This is a genomic window from Nostoc sp. FACHB-133 (genome assembly GCF_014698055.1).
Classification (GTDB): Bacteria; Cyanobacteriota; Cyanobacteriia; order Cyanobacteriales; family Nostocaceae; genus Nostoc.
In genome coordinates this window covers 177,963-195,563 of sequence record NZ_JACJSH010000009.1, presented here as the reverse complement: position 1 = coordinate 195,563, position 17,601 = coordinate 177,963, and the positions used below count along the sequence as shown (strand labels likewise).

The following is a 17,601-nucleotide window of genomic DNA, read 5'->3' as shown; positions in this document are numbered from 1 at the left end:
CAGGTTAGCAATATTAAAAATGCTATCTTAAAGGCAAAGGTCATTTGCTCAATTTTTGAGGAAAAAACTATGACTACAACGCTCAAAGAGTCTAGTTCTATCGAGTCATTGCTAGGTAAAGAGGCTGAAGACCTGCTTACCTACAAAGCAAAGGTTTCTCAGGATTTACTACACTTGCCGGGGCCAGACTTTGTAGATCGAATCTGGATCAACAGCGATCGCAATCCTCAAGTATTGCGTAATCTCCAGTTACTTTATTCTACTGGTCGTCTGGCAAACACAGGTTATCTCTCGATTTTACCTGTAGACCAAGGGATTGAACATTCTGCGGGTGCGTCTTTTGCGCCCAATCCAATTTACTTTGACCCAGAAAATATTGTCAAATTAGCGATCGCCGCAAGTTGCAATGCTGTTGCTACCACTTTGGGGACATTAGGTATAGTTTCGCGCAAGTATGCCCACAAAATTCCTTTTATTGCCAAAATCAATCACAACGAATTGCTGACTTTCCCCAATCAATTTGACCAGGTATTGTTTGCTGATGTGGAACAAGCTTGGAATTTAGGGGCGGCGGCAGTAGGTGCGACAATCTACTTTGGTTCCGAGAATTCTACCAGACAGATTCAGGAAATCAGTAAAGCTTTTAAACGCGCCCATGAATTAGGAATGGTAACAATTCTCTGGTGCTATCTGCGGAACAACGCTTTTAAACAAGATAAAGATTACCACCTTGCTGCTGACCTCACCGGACAGGCAAATCATTTAGGTGTGACGATTGAAGCTGATATCATCAAACAAAAGTTACCTGAAAATAACAATGGTTATGGTGCAGTTGCTAAAGCCAGTGGTAAGAGTTACGGCAAAACAGATGAGCGCGTTTATACAGAATTGACAACCGATCACCCAATTGATTTAACTCGTTACCAAGTACTAAATTGCTACTCTGGGCGTGTAGGGTTAATTAATTCTGGTGGCGCAACTGGTAAAAACGACTTTGCCGAAGCAATTCGCACCGCCGTAATCAACAAACGCGCTGGTGGTTCAGGATTAATTTCTGGGCGAAAGACCTTCCAACGTCCTTTTGAGGAAGGTGTGAAGTTATTTCATACCATTCAAGATGTTTACTTATCGCCAGATGTGACGATCGCTTAAAAAGTAGGGAAGGGTACAGGGTACAGGGTACAGGTTACAGATTATTCACTGTCACCTGTCACCTAATCCCCCATTGCTATCTAACATTTCTCACTAAGAAATCTGGTTGACCACAACTTTTTCGCGATCGCTTCAAAATCTCGGCGCTACAAATACCAGGTTCACCGTTTTTGGAATAACAAAAGAAGACTTCTTGTAAAAACCTTCCCGAACCAGAACAAAAAGGTGCTACACCATCAGCAGTAATTTTATTATTAGCACTCACAAATGAATTTTTAAAATTTGTAATTGTGGTACGTAAAGGTTTATTAGGGCGATTATAAGCTGCGGGAATAGCGATCGCATCTTTTAAGTTTTTACTCAATGTCAAGTATTCCGCAGGAGTTTTGCCCGAACAAGTACCATGTTTTTCCCATTCATGATCGTAAAGTTTATTACTAGGATACAAATTGGGAAACCGTTGCTTTACTTCCGACGGTAGTTTTTGCGTGGAACAATTAGCAGGATAACCAGTTTGGTATTGCGGCCACAACCCATGTAGTACAAAACCAAGTTTCCTTCCAGAACCGCACTGCTGCGGGTCACGTGTACCGTTTGCTGCACAATAATCCGGCGACCAGGAGAGTGTCAGTACATAAAAATCAAATTTACCTGGAGTACCGCGATTTTGAGCAATGACAGCATTAGGTATAAAAAGATTAGTAATTAACAGAGAAGATGCAATTAAAAGTTTCTTAATCTGCATAAAAACAGTTAGTTTGCACTAAAAATAAAGTTATATACGATACATTGTTAAGAGTCAATAATCAAGGTTCAATAAGAGGTAGGGGGCAGGGGAAAATGACCCCAAGCTTTGTGCCGATAAGCTTTGCGGAACATAGGTCTGATTCCCCACTTCTACTAAGTAGTTCTCGTTCAGTTGGGGTCGAATCCCCTCCCTTCTTCAAGAATTCTTTCCCATTCCCCATTGCCTAACGAATTCAGAAAAAGCAAATCTCGGTAATGATTCTGGGATATCCTTAGATAAGTGAAAGATTTGCCAAAAAATAGTAAGAATGAAGCTGGCAGCAAGAGTAAGTCAGGTAACACCTTCATTGACCTTAGCGATCGCAGCCAAGGCTAAGGCACTGAAGGCAGAAGGAATAGATGTTTGTAGTTTTAGCGCTGGAGAACCAGATTTTGATACCCCAGCGCATATTAAAGCCGCAGCAGTTAAAGCTTTGGATGAAGGCAAAACCAAGTATGGTGCAGCAGCCGGAGAACCAAAGTTAAGGGAAGCGATCGCCCATAAGCTCAAAAATGATAACGGTCTTGATTACAAGTCGGAGAATGTCATCGTCACTAATGGCGGTAAGCATTCTCTGTACAACTTGATGGTGGCGCTAATCGATCCAGGTGATGAGGTAATTATCCCTGCACCCTACTGGCTAAGTTATCCCGAAATGGTGACTTTAGTCGGTGGAGTTTCAGTAATTGTGCCCACAGATGCCACAACGGGTTATAAAATTACTCCCGAACAACTCCGTAAAGCAATCACCCCCAAGACAAAGTTATTTATCCTCAACTCTCCATCTAATCCCACAGGGATGGTTTACACGCCAGACGAAATCAAAGCACTGGCGCAGGTAGTAGTTGATGCAGATATCTTTGTTGTCTCTGATGAGATTTACGAAAAGATTCTCTACGACGGTGCAGAACATATCAGCATCGGTTCTCTTGGGAAGGAAATTTTTGACCGCACTTTGATCAGTAATGGGTTTGCGAAAGCTTATTCTATGACTGGTTGGAGACTCGGCTATTTAGCGGGTCCAGTGGAAATTATTAAAGCAGCAAGTACCATCCAAGGGCATAGTACATCTAACGTGTGTACCTTTGCTCAATATGGTGCGATCGCAGCGCTACAAAGTTCTCAAGATTGCGTCGAAGAAATGCGCCAAGCCTTCGCCAAACGCCGACAGGTAATGCTAAACAGACTCAACGCCATTCCCGGATTGAGTACTGCAAAACCAGATGGCGCGTTTTATCTGTTCCCTGATATTAGCAAAACCGGTCTAAAATCCCTAGAATTTTGTGACGCTTTGTTGGAAAAATATCAAGTTGCAGTCATTCCTGGAATTGCTTTTGGCGCTGATGACAACATTCGCCTTTCATACGCTACAGATATGGCAACCATTGAAAAGGGAATGGATAGGTTAGAGAAATTTGTCAAGTCACGTATTTAGTTGTCATTTGTCATTTGTGAGGAGAACTTATTAACTCTTCAATTGCTTACTCCACCTTTTCAACTCAGAACTGGTGGAGTTTATTTTCAAGCCTCAAATTAGTTCCCAAAATACTTTTACTTAGAACTTATCAAACGCGGAAAGGACTTGATGAGTACAACTCCTCCAATCAAGGCAAAAATTGATCCTAAGCCAGTTAACATAACAGGTAAAAACCATAAACTTAGCCAAGATTTTATCATGGCAGAATTTGGCTTTTCAGGACTGTATAATATTTCTACCTGCTGACCTTTAGCAAATTCTGGTGGGTTGCTGCCTGAATTTGATTCAAAAACCGTTGCTTCCCCAGAACGAGCGGTAAATTTTATTACTGGATAGTAGGCATAAGAAGAACGACCTTTTCTATCAGTTGATGAACGTTGCACCAAATCAATTATTGTCCCTTGTGCTGGTATTGCTGAGGTAACAAAGGAACGAGTATTCAATGCAATCATAATGCCCGTAACGGCAATTATACTGCCAACACCGCCAAATATTGAACCAAATATACGAAAGAACTTTGTATCTTCATTCATAAAATATTGAAAGGTTTAGTATAACTAAAAGTTTAGATTGAAAATTTTAGGTTGATGTTTTCAGATTAGATAACAATCGGGGAGAAGTAGGGGAGGCAAATCTTAAGCCTATTACGCCACAGTGCCAACAAAATTTCGTAGGCGATCTTCTCCCCATGCCCCCTGCCTCTTTCTCCCCCTCACCTCTACATCAACCCCATCTCTTGCAACCCCTGGCGTAGTCTCTTCGCCTCTTCGGGATTATATCTTTCATGAAGGACGATCGCTTTTCTAAAAGCTGTTAAACTCTCTTGATGATTGCCAACTTTGAGCAACACTACCCCTAAATTTTGATACGCTTCGGCATAGTTGGGATTTAACACAATTGCATTTTGATAATATACGATCGCATCTGTAAATAAACCCAAAGCCTTAAATGTCATCGCTAAATTATAATGTCCAAATACAAAATTAGAGTCAATTTTCAAAGTTGTGGCGTAAGCTGTTTTGGCACCGTTGAAATCTCCTGCTGCTTTGAGTAAGTTACCCAAGTTGTTGTATGCTCCTAATTTGAGCATGGGATAAATTGGCAATTTGATAGCAGCTTTATAGTGAGAAATCGCCTGTGGGGATTTTTGCAAGCGACTGTAAGCAATGCCTAAATGATAGTGGAGTTCATATAAAATATCGTAATTTTCTTCAGCAACGCTGATTCCATGTCTGAGCAACTCCATACCTTGGGTAATTTTCCCCGTTTCCACATACAATGCCCCTAATTTACTGCAAACATAAGGGTCATCGGGATGAGTAGCAAGAAACCCTTCCATCGCGGTAGCTGCTTTGGCATATTTGTTATTTTGAGTGATCGCACTTTTTTGATATCCTGTGTGTACAAGTGCGACCCCAGGTAAATAACCTATTTGCCAATGGGGTTCTTTATTTACAATTGCTGACACGCTATCATCCACTAAGGCATGGTAAGGACGGTCAAAACGAATATCTGGATGATTGCGGAACAACCTGGAAACCAAAGAATAGGGAGATTGTTCAGCACCTACTTCCTGGCGAACGAGGTTGATGAGCAGGTATTCATCTCTGGCGATCGCCTCTCGCAACTGCGGTACAATGCCTGGAGTCAAAGTTTCATCAGCATCTAAGATCAAAATCCAGTCACCAGTGACATATTTTAAAGCTGCATTACGGGCAGCACTGAAGTCATTACACCATTTAAAATGATGAACTTTTGCACCGAGTTGTTGGGCAATATTGGGAGTGCGATCAATTGAGCCTGTATCCAAAACTACCATTTCATCCACCACTTTTCTGACACTGTTCAGGCATTTAGGCAGTGTTGCGGCTTCGTTTTTCACAATCATGCACAGACTCAAACTCATAAGTTAAAAATTGGGAATGGGGAATTGGGAATTGGGAATTGGGAATTGGGAATTGGGAATTGGGAATTGCCAAGAGGAGAAGGGGACAATGGGAAAGACTTGTTGCAAGATTCTCACTCAAATCATCTTGTCACCTTGTCCCCTGTTTCCCCTCATTTTCCCCATTCCCTATTGCCTATTTAGATTTTGTGCAAAAATCAAGATTAACAAAATCAGTGAGTGATTCGATCTGGGAGAAAGGGTGAATTTAATGCAGGGTCAAACCATCGGTGGAAGCTACCAAATTCTCACCCAACTGGTACAAGGGGGGTTTGGTACGACTTTCTTAGCTCAAGATATTCAAAGACCGGGGAATCCACAATGCGTTGTTAAGCATTTTAAGCCACTCTCTACCGATGTATACACTTGTTCATCAGCACAATGTGATTAATCGGGATATCAAGCCGGCTAATATTCGGCGGAGAACATCAGATAACAAGATAGTACTAATTGACTTTGGGGCTGTCAAACAAATTAGTACTCAGATGCCTAATTCTCAAGGACAAACAACTTTTAAGTAGGTTGGCGCAATTAAAGCTAACTGGCAAAGGCTGTCCTTTGTCATTGGTCATTAGTAAGGACTTTAAGACTATTTATGTTTCGTAACATAATTTGGTTTATTTCTACCAACTTAATTACCGTAGCCATTGGTACTCATGGTTATATGCCAAGTGAACAAGCTAGCTAATCGCACTCCACAATTGAGCAGCGATATCTATGCAGTGGAAATTATTGGTATTCAAGCCTTGACAGATGGATTCACGAGTATAAAAGACTTGTTAACGGAGTTCTGAGATGGATTCACTAGTATCGAAAAAATACTAATTAACTGCTGAAGTGGCAGGTATAACAGCAAAGTTCGTTCAATTTATGCGATCGCACTTTGATATATAAATAGCGATACACAGGTTCTTTTATTAAGATTTTCGCCAATTTGAAATCAGCGTATTTTTCTCTAGTGAAATAAAATTTATAAAAGAACACTAATCCCTATTTTTGTTGATGAATAGATTGCCGCTTGAGACGCTTATGAGCGTACATTAATTCGTCAGACCTGGCAATTAGTTGTTCTAATGACATATTACTTTCTGGTGAGTAACGCTCTATTCCCATACTCATCGAAAGTTCATAGCTACGGTTTTGCTGTTGATTAAAGTTGGCAATATTTACTTGCAGATACGCTTGGATGCTATCAGCATCCTTAAAGTAGCTGGAGATGAAAACAATGAACTCATCTCCACCCAAGCGAGCAACAATATCCGAGTTCCGAAAACTTTGCTTGAGTAATCGACCAGCATCAACAATCAAGGCATCCCCGATATCATGACCCAGGGTGTCGTTAATCTGTTTTAGCCCATCTAAATCAATGAAGATCACCCAGCACAACAATCTCATGCGGTGAGCAATTTTCAACTGTTGTTCAGCCATCACGAAGAAGCCACGTCGGTTATGCAAACCTGTTAGATCGTCGGTCAGCGATAACTGCCTTCCTTCTATCTCTGATTGTTTACGGTTGCGAATTTCCTGAATGAGTTCCATCTGAGCGATTACTTGCCGAGTTAAGCGGCGCAGTGCATCCAACTGCTGGTAACTTAGCTGACGAGGAACGGTGTCCATAACACACAACGTCCCTATTGGAAAACCATTAGGCGTAACTAGTGGCGCACCAGCGTAAAAACGAATTTTAGAATTACTTTTGACTAGAGGATTGTTCGCAAAGCGATCATCCTTGATGGCGTTGGGAACTACTAATATATTCTCTGGTTGCAGAATAGCATAGGAGCAAAAAGCCGACTCTCTGGGCGTTTCTCTAACTTTTAGTCCAATGTTAGATTTAAACCATTGGCGATCGGCATCCACTAAGCTAATTAAAGCAATTGGAGTTTTGCAAATGTAGGCAGCAATAGCAGTTAGGTCATCAAATGCTTGTTCAGGTAGAGTGTCCAGAATATTGTAGTCTGTTAATGCTTTGAGCCTTTCTGCTTCATTTTTATATAGAGGAGCAACTGGTGTTTTCACAGATGAGTGTCCTCGCCTTAGCAAGGAAAGTCTGATATGCTGGAATCTTTGCAACAACCGCAGGGCTAACTCTCCAGCAACAAGGCTGCGTGATATAAATATCTCTGCAACGAAAATCAACATTCGATTGAATATACAGAAATATTGTATTGCATGATGTTCTTCATGCCTTTGGTTTGCTCTGTTGTTCATATCACCCTAACTCTCACCGTGCAAATCCTCTGAGCATCTATATGCTTACAAGGTCTTCTACCCAAAGCAATGTTGAAAATTATCATTGTCAACTAAAAATTATCAAAACTTATCATACTGGCAGAGTTCCTGTCAAAACGGGATATTTTTGATACTGCTAATTTGTGTGGATGCAGAGAAATTCTGAGGGTTAGATTTCAACCCTCGGAACTCTCCCCCCGGTCTGTTCTTTGCCAAAAACTTCACGAAAGGAGCGTAAGACAACTAAGCAGACTGACGGCAAAAATAAAAATGTGCGATCGCTTAATTTTGCAGCCCAGTCCAGATTATCTCTGCGTAGATGGCTATCCTGATTGATTGGCTTTAATCTCTAATTTTTCAAAAGCCATAGTCGATTTAACTAAAACCAAAATATCACTAGCTTTCTTGTGGTGGGCAAAATTTTTGCTCTGACTCATCTACCACTTGCACAAAAGTTATTCTGGCTGCTTAATTCTGTTTTCAGTAACTTGGCTTTATAGCGATTAGTTTGGTATAAAGCAGCGATTGATACGGTTTTAGTAATCGGTTTCAGCTTTGATCCTTGATAGGAAAGTAACATAAGCCGTAGAAAACTTATCAACAAATTCTGCCAATGGATAAATTTTACCCAAACTAAAATTGCTAATTTTACTCAGATAAAAATGCACACAACATTAGCAATGCTGCGTCATCTTTACTATGCAGAGATGAAGTTACAGTTTTTAGCACAATAATAATGGAGAAAGTAATGATTACCGAAGAAGACTTAGCTCAACAATTTACCCTTATTATGAAGCAATCTCACCCGACAGCATGGGAATTACTACGACACTGCTATATAAAAGTGCTAAATTCTAGCTTAAAAGGAGCGTATACCGCTCATGCCAAACATATTAGGATTTACTGTCCTGACAGACTGATTGCTGCTGTAGTAGCAGAAAAAAATTTACTGATAGAAGTGGCAGAATCTCTGGGTCTAGTTGAAGTTGTTTGCCTGAATGCGACAAATCTGTTGCACGACCCCAAATCGCAGATTAGGAAGGCTTCTCCTCAATTGTGGTTAGATTTGATGTGGATTGTTACGCAAAAGCAAGAATTATGAAACCTAGAATTTTCTCTAGAATTAGTCTTTATATGACTCTAAAATCCCACTGCGAATCATTAGTTGTGGCCAAAACAACACAAAAAATCCCATCCACATCACTATAGGGATAGAGACGAGAATGGTTAACCAGATAGTTTTAAATAGTAACCAGCTACCACTAATCAGTGTTACACCTGTGAGAACTATAGACCAGGGCTGACACCACCAAGGTTTGTAGTTCCAAGGACTTATAGGCTTTTCTTCGGACATTTGTTTTATTTAATAAAACTCCAAATTTACCTTTGACCATTTTTAGGGTAAACGATCTACTAGGGTTCCAGAGTTGAACGCGTTGGCTTTGCCCACCGCAGGTATCGCTATCAATATTATCAAGGTTTTGGTAATATTCTTCAGAAATATAACAGTACAATCCAGATCAATTTTGGTTATCGTCCACCTCCGTAGACTCAGAAAAAATTAACAAGGGGATTTTGCCCCTTGTTATGAACCCGCGTAGGTGGGTAAAGCCTTGTATATAAGCTTTTAACTACTTAGGAAAGCACTGCTGCTTCTAGCTTATCGGCTCTGTTCTTCAAGATGGTTGGTAATTCGCTACTGAACGCTTCACCTTCAACCACTTGCGATCGGAAACCATCTGGCCCAACTGGAACGTCACCCGTGATGGTTGTGCGATAGAGGACGCGCTCAACTTCCAGATGATCCAGATCCTGTGGGGCTAAATGCGAGGTGGCGCGATTGTCCCAGAAGGCAATGTCGCCATTGTTCCATCGGAAGCGAGTGGTGTAGGCAGGCTTGGTGATTTGGTTGAAGAATAACTCAAGCAGCAGGTCGCTTTCTTGTCGTGACACGTCAAGAATGTGTGAGGTGAAACCAGGATTCACGTACAATGCTCGTTCGCCTGTCTCAGGATGAACCCTGACAACTGGGTGGATTGAAACCAGTGGATTGGCAGCAATGCGCTGGGCGATCTTGCTATTGCTGGGCAGATTTAAACGCGCATTGAAGCGATGTTCAGCTTTCAACCCGTCTGCTAGCGCCCGCAGGGGTGCTGACAGACCCTCGTAGGCTGCGACCAAATTAGTCCACTGTGTGTCACCACCGAAACTAGGAACGTTAACTGCACGCAAAATCGATGCCGCAGGTGGATTGACAACTGCTGTTACATCGGTATGCCAGCGACTCTCGTAGCTGGAACGCCGTAGACCATTGCGCCGTTCGTAACGGCTGCGGTCAATTGGTAAGATTTCTGAGAAACCTTCTACCGGCTCATCTTCGTGGGGATGTGCGTAGGTCACTTCGCCAAAACGAGCCGTGAATGCAACCTGTGCAGCATGATCGATGTTCTGACCGCGAAAGAACACGACTTTCCACTTCAATAGCGCTTGACGAATTTCTTTAACTGCATCATCGTGCAAAGGACGTGAAAGGTCTACGCCACTGATTTCAGCACCAATGAAACCAGCTACCTGTTTGACTTCAATGTGTTTGTTAGTCATCTGAATTCTCCATAGTTTGATTCATAGGGCGATGTTCACACTCGTCCGTTTCCTTTGGTATGTTGTTTGCACTCAATGGCTACATCCCAAAGGAAGCGATCGCATTTGAAAAATATCATACGTTAAATCTATCGATTTGCAGTAGTATAAAAATATCGAATTTTAAACTGCCTAATCATTTGCACCCTATGGGCTTGCTACAGATGACTTTGGGCAACTTAGCCTTGCTCTAATTTCCCTCTTTTTTAAGGAGGCTTAGGGAGGATCGAGCCTTGATATAAACGTAATTATGTCGTGCATTTAATTGGCACAACTAGGGCGGACAAGATGTCCACCCCACAAGAGATTTATTTTTTGGGGGATGCAAATTAGATTTCTTAAGCTTAAGAAAGTTTAAGCTGTAGAAGCCTTTATACTCTAACCCGTTTTTTTAATTACGAATTATTCGTTAAACATTTCCAGCAACTGCGCTTCGCTTAACTGTGTAATTCCTAAAGAGAGCGCTTTTTCTAGTTTAGAACCTGCATCTTCTCCTACTACCAAATAATCTGTCTTTTTACTCACCGAATCAGTCACTTTGCCACCAGCTTTTTGAATCAAAGCCTTTGCCTCGTCTCGCTTTAGGGTTGGTAATGTCCCTGTAACTACAAAAGTTTTACCTGCAAACTTTTGATTACCATCACCAAGTGTTTTTGTTTCTTCTGGGGCAGTTAATTGTAATCCTTCTACTTGCAAGCGTTCTATCAATCTTTGGTTGGCATCAATCCGAAACCACTGGTACACAGATTGGGCAATTTCAGCACCGATACCGTAAATTCCTTCAATATCTGATTGCTTTGCTGTCGCTAACTGATCTACGGTGAAATATTTCTGAGTCAACAATTGGGCATTAACACTGCCAACGTGACGAATACCTAAACCATACAATACCCTTGACCAAGGTTGATTTTTTGATTGAGCGATCGCATCAATCAATTTCTCTGCTGACTTTTGCCCCATCCTTTCTAATGCACATAACTTATCTGCTGTCAACTCATATAAATCGGCAACGGAATGGACTAAAACTTTATCAACAAGTTGATGCACTAGCTTTTCGCCTAAACCTTTAATATCCAACGCATCACGACTTACCCAATGTTCAATAGAGCCTTTGAGAATCGCTGCACAGGAAGCATTGACGCACCGAGTCACCGCCTCACCTGATTCTCGCACCACTGCTTGATCGCAGACAGGGCAATGGGTAGGCATAACAAAGGGTTCAGTGTCAGCAGGACGGAGTTCTTTGAGTACCCTCACGACTTCTGGAATGATTTCTCCAGCTTTGCGGACAATAACAGTATCCCCAATGCGAATATCTAATTGAGTAATGCGATCGCTATTGTGTAAAGTCGCGCGAGAAACTGTTGTCCCCGCCAGTTGTACAGGGCGCATTTCTGCTAGCGGCGTTAACGCCCCAGTTCGTCCGACATTTACAGCAATATTTTCCACACGGGTGGGTGCTTCTTCGGCGGGGTACTTTAACGCGATCGCCCAGCGAGGAAATTTCTGGGTAAACCCTAGCTGTTCCTGAAGTTTAAAAGAATTTAGCTTTACTACCACCCCATCAGTCATATAGGGTAAATTCAGGCGTTCCGTATCCCAATATTCATAATATTTTGCCACTTCTGCGATCGAGGCACACAATTTATGGTTTGGGTTCACTTGAAAACCCATCTTTTCTAACAACTCCAACGCTTCCCATTGGGTATTGGCAATACTGGTGTCATCTCTACCAGGAATGTGCAGGGTATAGCCAAAGAAAGCTAACCGCCGTTTAGCGACAATGCGCGAGTCTAATTGCCTGAGTGTACCTGCTGCGGCGTTCCGGGGATTAGCGAATAATTGCTCCCCTGCTTTTTGCCTTTCCTCGTTGATTTGTTTAAATACTTCCAACGGCAAAAACGCCTCGCCTCGAACTTCCACCCTTTCTAGAATTTCTAACCCTTCAAAATTTAAACGCAAGGGAATTGAGCGAATTGTCCGCACATTTTGGGTGATATCTTCACCTGTCACGCCATCACCCCTAGTTGTCCCCCTAACTAAAATGCCATTTTGGTAGGTAAGAGCCAAAGCAGAACCATCAATTTTCAGTTCAGTTACATATTCCACCGAATCTATTTTCGGTACTTGTCGCCGCCAACGCTGCTCCCACCCTTGCAACTCATCAATATTAAACGCATTTTCCAGACTGTACAGGGGGATATTATGCCGCACCGAAGTAAACTGCGTTGCTGGTCTCTCACCCACGCGCTGAGTCGGGCTATCTGGTGCTGTCAACTCTGGATATTGAATTTCCAGTTGTTGTAATTCTCGATATAGCTGGTCATAGACTGCATCCTCCATAATTGGAGCATCTAGGACGTAATAAGCGAAGCTTGCTTGTTGCAATAACTGGCGCAATTCTTCTGTGCGCTTTACTTCCGGCTTAATCTGTGTCATTAGAATAATTACAAAATATCTAGCGAATAAAATTTAAAGATAATGAAGCCTGTTGCTTGGATAGCCGCGACTAACCTGTGAAATCAAGGCTTTGATGAATTAATCTTTCATATTATATTCTACCCAAATTGGATGTCTTGGTAGGTGATCACTACAACAAGGGCAAGGAAGTACCGCATATCTTTCGGCAACTTTCATTGCTAGTGATGCCAATACGGTTCGGTTGAGGGAAGAGACGCGATAAATCGCCGTCTCTACAAAGGACTGATTATTGTGAAAACGGTGATTTATCACGTCTTTGCAATCTATAACTTTCATCAAAAAACCTTATTCGAACCGTATTGCTAGTGATGCAATCTTGATCGTTCCCATCTCAGAAATATAGATCAATAACTATAGAACCCATTCTTATTGGCTGGAGAAATAAGATGTTTTTAAAGTTAATATAAATGTATTTTGTACTAAGCTTATTTGAGTTCATTTTCTTCCCAACGATTTAAAATGCTTTTTCTTTAAAGTGTAAGAAAGTGCAAAGCACAAAATAGAGAGTATCACGCCTTTAATTAGCTATTATCGGCAGAAAATAAGCTAAAAATACATAGTAAAGTTATGCCAAAGATATACAAATAAAAGTTCGGTATTCCGAATTCAGGAATCATCTATAAATCTTGGGTATCCACAATTATCAGCATCGCTACCTGGGTATTGCATAAAAAATAAATGCAAACCTATTTAGTCAGTGCAGCCCACAAATTTACATTTTTATTTTACTAATATGTTCATACGTTCTTTAACATTTACTGCCTCTAGTGCAGCGTTACTTGCAACTTTAGTCAGTTCTGCTTTTGCCGCTCCCATTAACTTTGCTAATAGTGTCAGCAATAGTGAGACAAATACAAAGGTAATTGCTCAAAATGTTGCCCAATTACAGAGAATACCCGATGTCAGAAGACAAGCGATCGCTAACGGACAAGACCGATACGCCGCTATTTGGGTCAAGTCTGGTAGTGGGGCTTGGGAAGCGCGGCATGGATTGACCTCAGCCCAGTATCAAGCGACTTTTGACAAACTAGTTGGCGAAGGATATCGGTTAGTTGATGTTAGTGGTTATGATGTCAACGGACAAGGCCGATACGCTGCTATTTGGGTCAAGTCTGGCGGTCCTGCTTGGCAAGCACGACATGGATTAACCTCAGCCCAGTATCAAGCGACTTTTGACAAACTAGTTGGTGAAGGATATCGATTAGTTCACGTTAGTGGTTATGCTGTGAACGGACAAGACCGATATGCCGCTATTTGGGAGAAATCTGGTGGACCAGCTTGGCAAGCGCGACATGGATTGACCTCAGCCCAGTATCAAGCAACTTTTGACAAATTGGTTGGTCAGGGATATCGGTTAGTTGATGTCAGTGGTTATGGTGTCAACGGACAAGACCGATACGCCGCAATTTGGGTGAAATCTGGTGGACCAGCTTGGCAAGCGCGACATGGATTGACTTCAGCCCAATATCAAGAAACTTTTGACAAACTAGTTGGTGAAGGATATCGATTAGTTGATGTCAGTGGTTACAATGTCAACGGACAAAACCGATACGCCGCTATTTGGGAAAAGTCTGGTAGTTCAGCTTGGCAGGCGCGACATGGATTGACTTCAGCCCAGTATCAAGCTACTTTTGACAAACTGGTTGGTGAAGGATATCGATTAGTGGATGTCAGTGGCTATTAGTACAACATCTCCAATTATCATTGCACACCGAGGCGCTAGCGGCTATCGTCCAGAACATACTTTAGCTGCTTATGAATTAGCGATCGCATTGGGTGCTGATTATATTGAACCTGATTTAGTTTCCACCAAAGACGGTGTTTTAATTGCTCGTCACGAAAATGAGATTTCCGAAACCACTGATGTTGCTAGCCATACAGAATTTGCTCGCCGTCAAACCACCAAAATAATTGATGGCGAATCAAAAACTGGCTGGTTTACTGAAGATTTTACCTTGGCAGAAGTGAAAACACTACGAGCCAAAGAGCGAATTGGTCAACTGCGATCGCAAAATACCGCTTATGATGGACTCTTTGAAATTCCTACGCTACAAGAAATCATCGATTTAGTGAAGCGTAAAAGTGCCGAAATTAATCGTGCGATCGGCATTTATCCAGAAACAAAGCACCCAACTTACTTTAAATCTATTGGGTTAGCCCTAGAACCACCCCTACTTGCAACTTTGACAGCCAACGGTTATGAGGGCGCTAATGCACCTGTTTTCATTCAGTCTTTTGAAGTGAGTAATTTACAAGATTTATCTACAAAGACTGATTTACCTCTGGTGCAATTGCTGAATAACAGTGGTAAACCTAATGATTTTGTCGTTAGTGGCGATGAACGCACTTATGCAGATTTAGTCACTGCATCAGGTTTAAGGGAAATTGCTAAATATGCACAGGCGGTTGGGGTTCATAAAAATTTACTGGTTCCTAGAGATAGTAGTGGTAAATTGCGTAGACACAAAGCGGCTTGTCGCCAGATATCGCCTACATCTTTAGTAACTGACGCTCACACGGCTGGTTTGCTGGTTCATGCCTGGACTTTCCGCAATGAAGACTACTTTTTGCCACTGGATTTTCAAGGAAATCCCCAAGGGGAATATGAACTATTTTTCAGCTTAGGTGTTGATGGCGTATTTAGCGATTATCCGGATACGGCTTCTACTGTAAAGGAAAGTCTTCGGCTTAAACCTTATTCACCCTAATATCAAACTTTTAATCAAGAAAAATCCAATTCTCGACTTATTAAATAAGTCGGGAATCTCAGCCTATATATTTTCACAAACTCGTCATCACCTGAGCTAATTGATTAGATAAATCAATTCCCAGATTCTCGGATTTTGTAAATAAAACGCCAGCTAAAAAATAATAATCGTCAGAATAAAACGCCATTTTGTTTTTTCGGAGTTCTTCTATGTGTTTTTTTACTTTAGGCTCCGAGCTATAGTAGCCGAACTCCAAAGGTAACACCATGAAATTTTGAACATAATAACCATTTTCTTTTGCTATGTTCAAGGTATTTATGGGATTAGAAAAGCTAGATATTAAAACCAAGACATTTTCATAATCTAACGACAAAAGATCATTGGTAACTGTTGCTCCATCTACGCCCCCAAATAAGAGCGGTATATAAATATCATCATCTGGTGCGGGTAGATAGGGTGGATTGGCTACAAGATACTCGGCATCTGGTTGAGAAGAATTAAACAAAGATGAATTATGGATTATATATTTATTTGTGAGATTGTATTCATCGATGGTTGAATTGGCAACTTTCCATGCAGAAGTATTTAATTCAAATCCCTGGATTACGCCATTAAATTTGTTTCTCAATAAGGAATTAATTACAGGGCTGCCATCTCCTGAACCAAACTCCACAATAGATTCAGAACTTTTACAATTTCTGATCACAAAGCTTTCTAAACAGTTTGAGTAGAAATTGGATTCTTCAGGACAAAAAAAGATATCTTTCATGTGACTGCAATCAATTGGTAATGTATAATAAGCAAGAAAGAAATTATTTATTACCTTGTATTAAGGCAATAAGAAACTGTTCCTTTAGCAAGGTGTTGCTAAAGAAATTTTTTTGCAGGTAAATTAGATACAAAATGACTTAAAAATGTCAAATTAAAATGCTAAAACCTGCTATTTTTAATTTTTGGGATTTATCTTCACATAGGAGTCAGACAGATTGTTTTGCTTGGCGTATTGATCGCACAACAGCACTAGCGGCGCGATCACCCATTAACTTCTCCTGGTCATATCCAAGCAGGAGTTCCCACGCGTTTTTGGGATACTGTTCTGCTAAAGACAAAGCAACATCATCTAACATCCAACGGCCGTGGCGTTCATCTTCCCTAATGTGCAGTTCCCAATAACCCATCGCCGCCTCTGACAGTCCCAATCGTTGCGCCGCCGCCAGATAGTTTTTATAAGCCGCAGGGCCAGCCACCTCAAAATATGTCAACGCACCACAATAACGTAGGAAATAGCGTTTGCGATCGGTGGTCAAAAAATTATGATTAGCACAAGCTAGAACTTCCCAAGGCACTAAATCGAAGTATCCTTCTGGTTCAGTGTTCATCCCAAATTCAGCCAGCATTTGGGCAAAAAACGTCGAGTGCTTACGGGATAAACGACCATTGCCGTATTCTTCTAGTAGTACTCGCACCAGCGTACACTGCACTTCATTAGCAGCACCACCCAATACGTAGCAAAGACGACTACCTTCAACCAAGCCATCAAAAGAACCGATCGCTAGCAGGTGACGATACCCAGCTTCAGTCATATCCTCACGAATATAGCGGCTACTATCCGACAAAGGCGGATTTAAATCGGCGGATGCACGCTCAATTAAAGCGTGTTTGACATCCAATTGTTGCAGCGCTGGTAAATCTATCTGTGCCAGTTCCCAGTTTTGCCAAGCAGCCTCGATTTGATCGCGACATGAGTATAAATAAAGCGATCGCTCATTGGTATAATGCTGCAAATCATCGTACCAAAATAGCTTAAGCCGATTAATTCGATAAAGTATCCGTTGCAAAAAACGGTGAGCCTGTTCATCAGAGCGATCGTTTTTATAGGCGGCGCGAATTGCTCTTGAGAGCGCCTGTTCAAACTCACTAGCTATTGCAGGTTTGATATCCAGCTTATGATCCAAATCCTCCATTGCTAGCAGTTCTATAAATTGCTCCTCAGCACGGTCGTACTTGGTAATTGTTCTTTCTTCTGCTTGCGTACTTTTTTTCGCAGCCCTAGTATTAGGAAATATAACTAAATTGCTTTGCATGGAATCTTCGCTAGCTTTGGAAAAGTGAGAAATTAGTTTCACCTCTAATATCTAGGTTTCCACACGAGTAGCTTTCTGTACCTCTTTCCCTGGTT

Annotated in this window: 16 protein-coding genes; 7 read left to right on the top strand and 9 right to left on the bottom strand. The window is 41.5% G+C overall.

The genetic code is table 11. From position 1 onward, the window contains the following. Positions 1–69: 69 nt before the first annotated feature. Positions 70–1,152 (top strand): class I fructose-bisphosphate aldolase, encoded by a 1,083-nt coding sequence (locus H6G86_RS10475; RefSeq protein ID WP_190934262.1) that lies wholly within the window; start codon positions 70–72, stop codon positions 1,150–1,152. Positions 1,153–1,228: 76 nt separating this feature from the next. Here H6G86_RS10475 and H6G86_RS10470 read toward each other — a convergent pair whose 3' ends face one another. Then, positions 1,229–1,897: a ribonuclease T2 family protein gene (locus tag H6G86_RS10470; protein WP_190934261.1), complete on the bottom strand. Its 669-nt coding sequence runs from the start codon at positions 1,895–1,897 to the stop codon at positions 1,229–1,231. 310 nt (positions 1,898–2,207) lie between these two features. Here H6G86_RS10470 and H6G86_RS10465 point away from each other — a divergent pair, with 310 nt between their 5' ends. Then, the gene (locus H6G86_RS10465) at positions 2,208–3,374 is read left to right on the top strand and encodes a pyridoxal phosphate-dependent aminotransferase (RefSeq protein WP_190934260.1); all 1,167 of its coding nucleotides are present in this window, start codon (positions 2,208–2,210) and stop codon (positions 3,372–3,374) included. A 116-nt stretch (positions 3,375–3,490) separates the two neighbouring features. Here the strand turns inward: H6G86_RS10465 and H6G86_RS10460 are convergent, their stop codons facing one another. Together H6G86_RS10460 and H6G86_RS10455 are read right to left on the bottom strand one after the other, a co-directional pair. Then, positions 3,491–3,949: a DUF3592 domain-containing protein gene (locus H6G86_RS10460; protein ID WP_190934259.1), complete on the bottom strand. Its 459-nt coding sequence runs from the start codon at positions 3,947–3,949 to the stop codon at positions 3,491–3,493. A 185-nt stretch (positions 3,950–4,134) separates the two neighbouring features. Further along, positions 4,135–5,322 carry a glycosyltransferase gene (locus tag H6G86_RS10455; RefSeq protein WP_190934258.1) on the bottom strand — a complete coding sequence of 396 codons (1,188 nt, stop codon included), beginning with the start codon at positions 5,320–5,322 and terminating at the stop codon, positions 4,135–4,137. A 241-nt stretch (positions 5,323–5,563) separates the two neighbouring features. Between H6G86_RS10455 and H6G86_RS39860 the strand changes: the two genes are divergently transcribed. Both H6G86_RS39860 and H6G86_RS39855 read left to right on the top strand, forming a co-directional pair. Next, complete coding sequence (locus tag H6G86_RS39860) at positions 5,564–5,752, top strand: hypothetical protein (protein ID WP_313930828.1); 189 nt, start codon at positions 5,564–5,566, stop codon at positions 5,750–5,752. Next, positions 5,718–5,882, top strand: a complete 165-nt coding sequence (locus H6G86_RS39855) for a protein kinase domain-containing protein (RefSeq protein WP_313930825.1) — start codon at positions 5,718–5,720, stop codon at positions 5,880–5,882. The genes H6G86_RS39860 and H6G86_RS39855 overlap by 35 nt, the downstream gene beginning before the upstream one ends. Positions 5,883–6,351: 469 nt before the next feature. Here the strand turns inward: H6G86_RS39855 and H6G86_RS10440 are convergent, their stop codons facing one another. Beyond that, complete coding sequence (locus H6G86_RS10440) at positions 6,352–7,572, bottom strand: sensor domain-containing diguanylate cyclase (protein ID WP_190934257.1); 1,221 nt, start codon at positions 7,570–7,572, stop codon at positions 6,352–6,354. Positions 7,573–8,341: 769 nt separating this feature from the next. Here H6G86_RS10440 and H6G86_RS10435 point away from each other — a divergent pair. Then, positions 8,342–8,695 (top strand): hypothetical protein, encoded by a 354-nt coding sequence (locus H6G86_RS10435; RefSeq protein WP_190934256.1) that lies wholly within the window; start codon positions 8,342–8,344, stop codon positions 8,693–8,695. Positions 8,696–8,716: 21 nt separating this feature from the next. Here H6G86_RS10435 and H6G86_RS10430 read toward each other — a convergent pair whose 3' ends face one another. The 3 genes from H6G86_RS10430 to ligA form a co-directional block, all read right to left on the bottom strand. Then, a complete protein-coding gene (locus H6G86_RS10430) occupies positions 8,717–8,947 on the bottom strand; it encodes a DUF6737 family protein (protein WP_190934255.1) in 231 nt (76 codons plus the stop codon). 281 nt (positions 8,948–9,228) lie between these two features. Next, positions 9,229–10,194: a TauD/TfdA dioxygenase family protein gene (locus H6G86_RS10425; protein WP_190934254.1), complete on the bottom strand. Its 966-nt coding sequence runs from the start codon at positions 10,192–10,194 to the stop codon at positions 9,229–9,231. Between the two features lie 441 nt (positions 10,195–10,635). Further along, positions 10,636–12,672, bottom strand: coding sequence for an NAD-dependent DNA ligase LigA (gene ligA, locus H6G86_RS10420; RefSeq protein ID WP_190934253.1), 2,037 nt, complete (start codon positions 12,670–12,672; stop codon positions 10,636–10,638). A gap of 775 nt (positions 12,673–13,447) precedes the next feature. Between ligA and H6G86_RS10415 the strand changes: the two genes are divergently transcribed. After that, complete coding sequence (locus H6G86_RS10415; protein WP_190934252.1) at positions 13,448–14,398, top strand: hypothetical protein; 951 nt, start codon at positions 13,448–13,450, stop codon at positions 14,396–14,398. Beyond that, complete coding sequence (locus tag H6G86_RS10410) at positions 14,382–15,422, top strand: glycerophosphodiester phosphodiesterase (RefSeq protein WP_190934251.1); 1,041 nt, start codon at positions 14,382–14,384, stop codon at positions 15,420–15,422. The genes H6G86_RS10415 and H6G86_RS10410 overlap by 17 nt, the downstream gene beginning before the upstream one ends. A gap of 73 nt (positions 15,423–15,495) precedes the next feature. On the opposite strand, the gene H6G86_RS10405 is transcribed toward H6G86_RS10410, so the two are convergent. Both H6G86_RS10405 and H6G86_RS10400 read right to left on the bottom strand, forming a co-directional pair. After that, entirely contained in the window at positions 15,496–16,191 is a 696-nt protein-coding gene (locus H6G86_RS10405) for a class I SAM-dependent methyltransferase (RefSeq protein WP_190934250.1), read from the bottom strand. A 208-nt stretch (positions 16,192–16,399) separates the two neighbouring features. Further along, the gene (locus H6G86_RS10400; protein ID WP_190934249.1) at positions 16,400–17,506 is read right to left on the bottom strand and encodes an iron-containing redox enzyme family protein; all 1,107 of its coding nucleotides are present in this window, start codon (positions 17,504–17,506) and stop codon (positions 16,400–16,402) included. Between the last annotated feature and the right edge of the window lie 95 nt (positions 17,507–17,601).

Coding starts and splice junctions, on each gene's coding strand:
- H6G86_RS10475 (WP_190934262.1), top strand. CDS start 70: ATGACTACAACGCTCAAAGAGTCTAGTTCTATCGAGTCATTGCTAGGT.
- H6G86_RS10470 (WP_190934261.1), bottom strand. CDS start 1,897: ATGCAGATTAAGAAACTTTTAATTGCATCTTCTCTGTTAATTACTAAT.
- H6G86_RS10465 (WP_190934260.1), top strand. CDS start 2,208: ATGAAGCTGGCAGCAAGAGTAAGTCAGGTAACACCTTCATTGACCTTA.
- H6G86_RS10460 (WP_190934259.1), bottom strand. CDS start 3,949: ATGAATGAAGATACAAAGTTCTTTCGTATATTTGGTTCAATATTTGGC.
- H6G86_RS10455 (WP_190934258.1), bottom strand. CDS start 5,322: ATGAGTTTGAGTCTGTGCATGATTGTGAAAAACGAAGCCGCAACACTG.
- H6G86_RS39855 (WP_313930825.1), top strand. CDS start 5,718: ATGTATACACTTGTTCATCAGCACAATGTGATTAATCGGGATATCAAG.
- H6G86_RS10440 (WP_190934257.1), bottom strand. CDS start 7,572: ATGAACAACAGAGCAAACCAAAGGCATGAAGAACATCATGCAATACAA.
- H6G86_RS10435 (WP_190934256.1), top strand. CDS start 8,342: ATGATTACCGAAGAAGACTTAGCTCAACAATTTACCCTTATTATGAAG.
- H6G86_RS10430 (WP_190934255.1), bottom strand. CDS start 8,947: ATGTCCGAAGAAAAGCCTATAAGTCCTTGGAACTACAAACCTTGGTGG.
- H6G86_RS10425 (WP_190934254.1), bottom strand. CDS start 10,194: ATGACTAACAAACACATTGAAGTCAAACAGGTAGCTGGTTTCATTGGT.
- ligA (WP_190934253.1), bottom strand. CDS start 12,672: ATGACACAGATTAAGCCGGAAGTAAAGCGCACAGAAGAATTGCGCCAG.
- H6G86_RS10415 (WP_190934252.1), top strand. CDS start 13,448: ATGTTCATACGTTCTTTAACATTTACTGCCTCTAGTGCAGCGTTACTT.
- H6G86_RS10410 (WP_190934251.1), top strand. CDS start 14,382: ATGTCAGTGGCTATTAGTACAACATCTCCAATTATCATTGCACACCGA.
- H6G86_RS10405 (WP_190934250.1), bottom strand. CDS start 16,191: ATGAAAGATATCTTTTTTTGTCCTGAAGAATCCAATTTCTACTCAAAC.
- H6G86_RS10400 (WP_190934249.1), bottom strand. CDS start 17,506: ATGCAAAGCAATTTAGTTATATTTCCTAATACTAGGGCTGCGAAAAAA.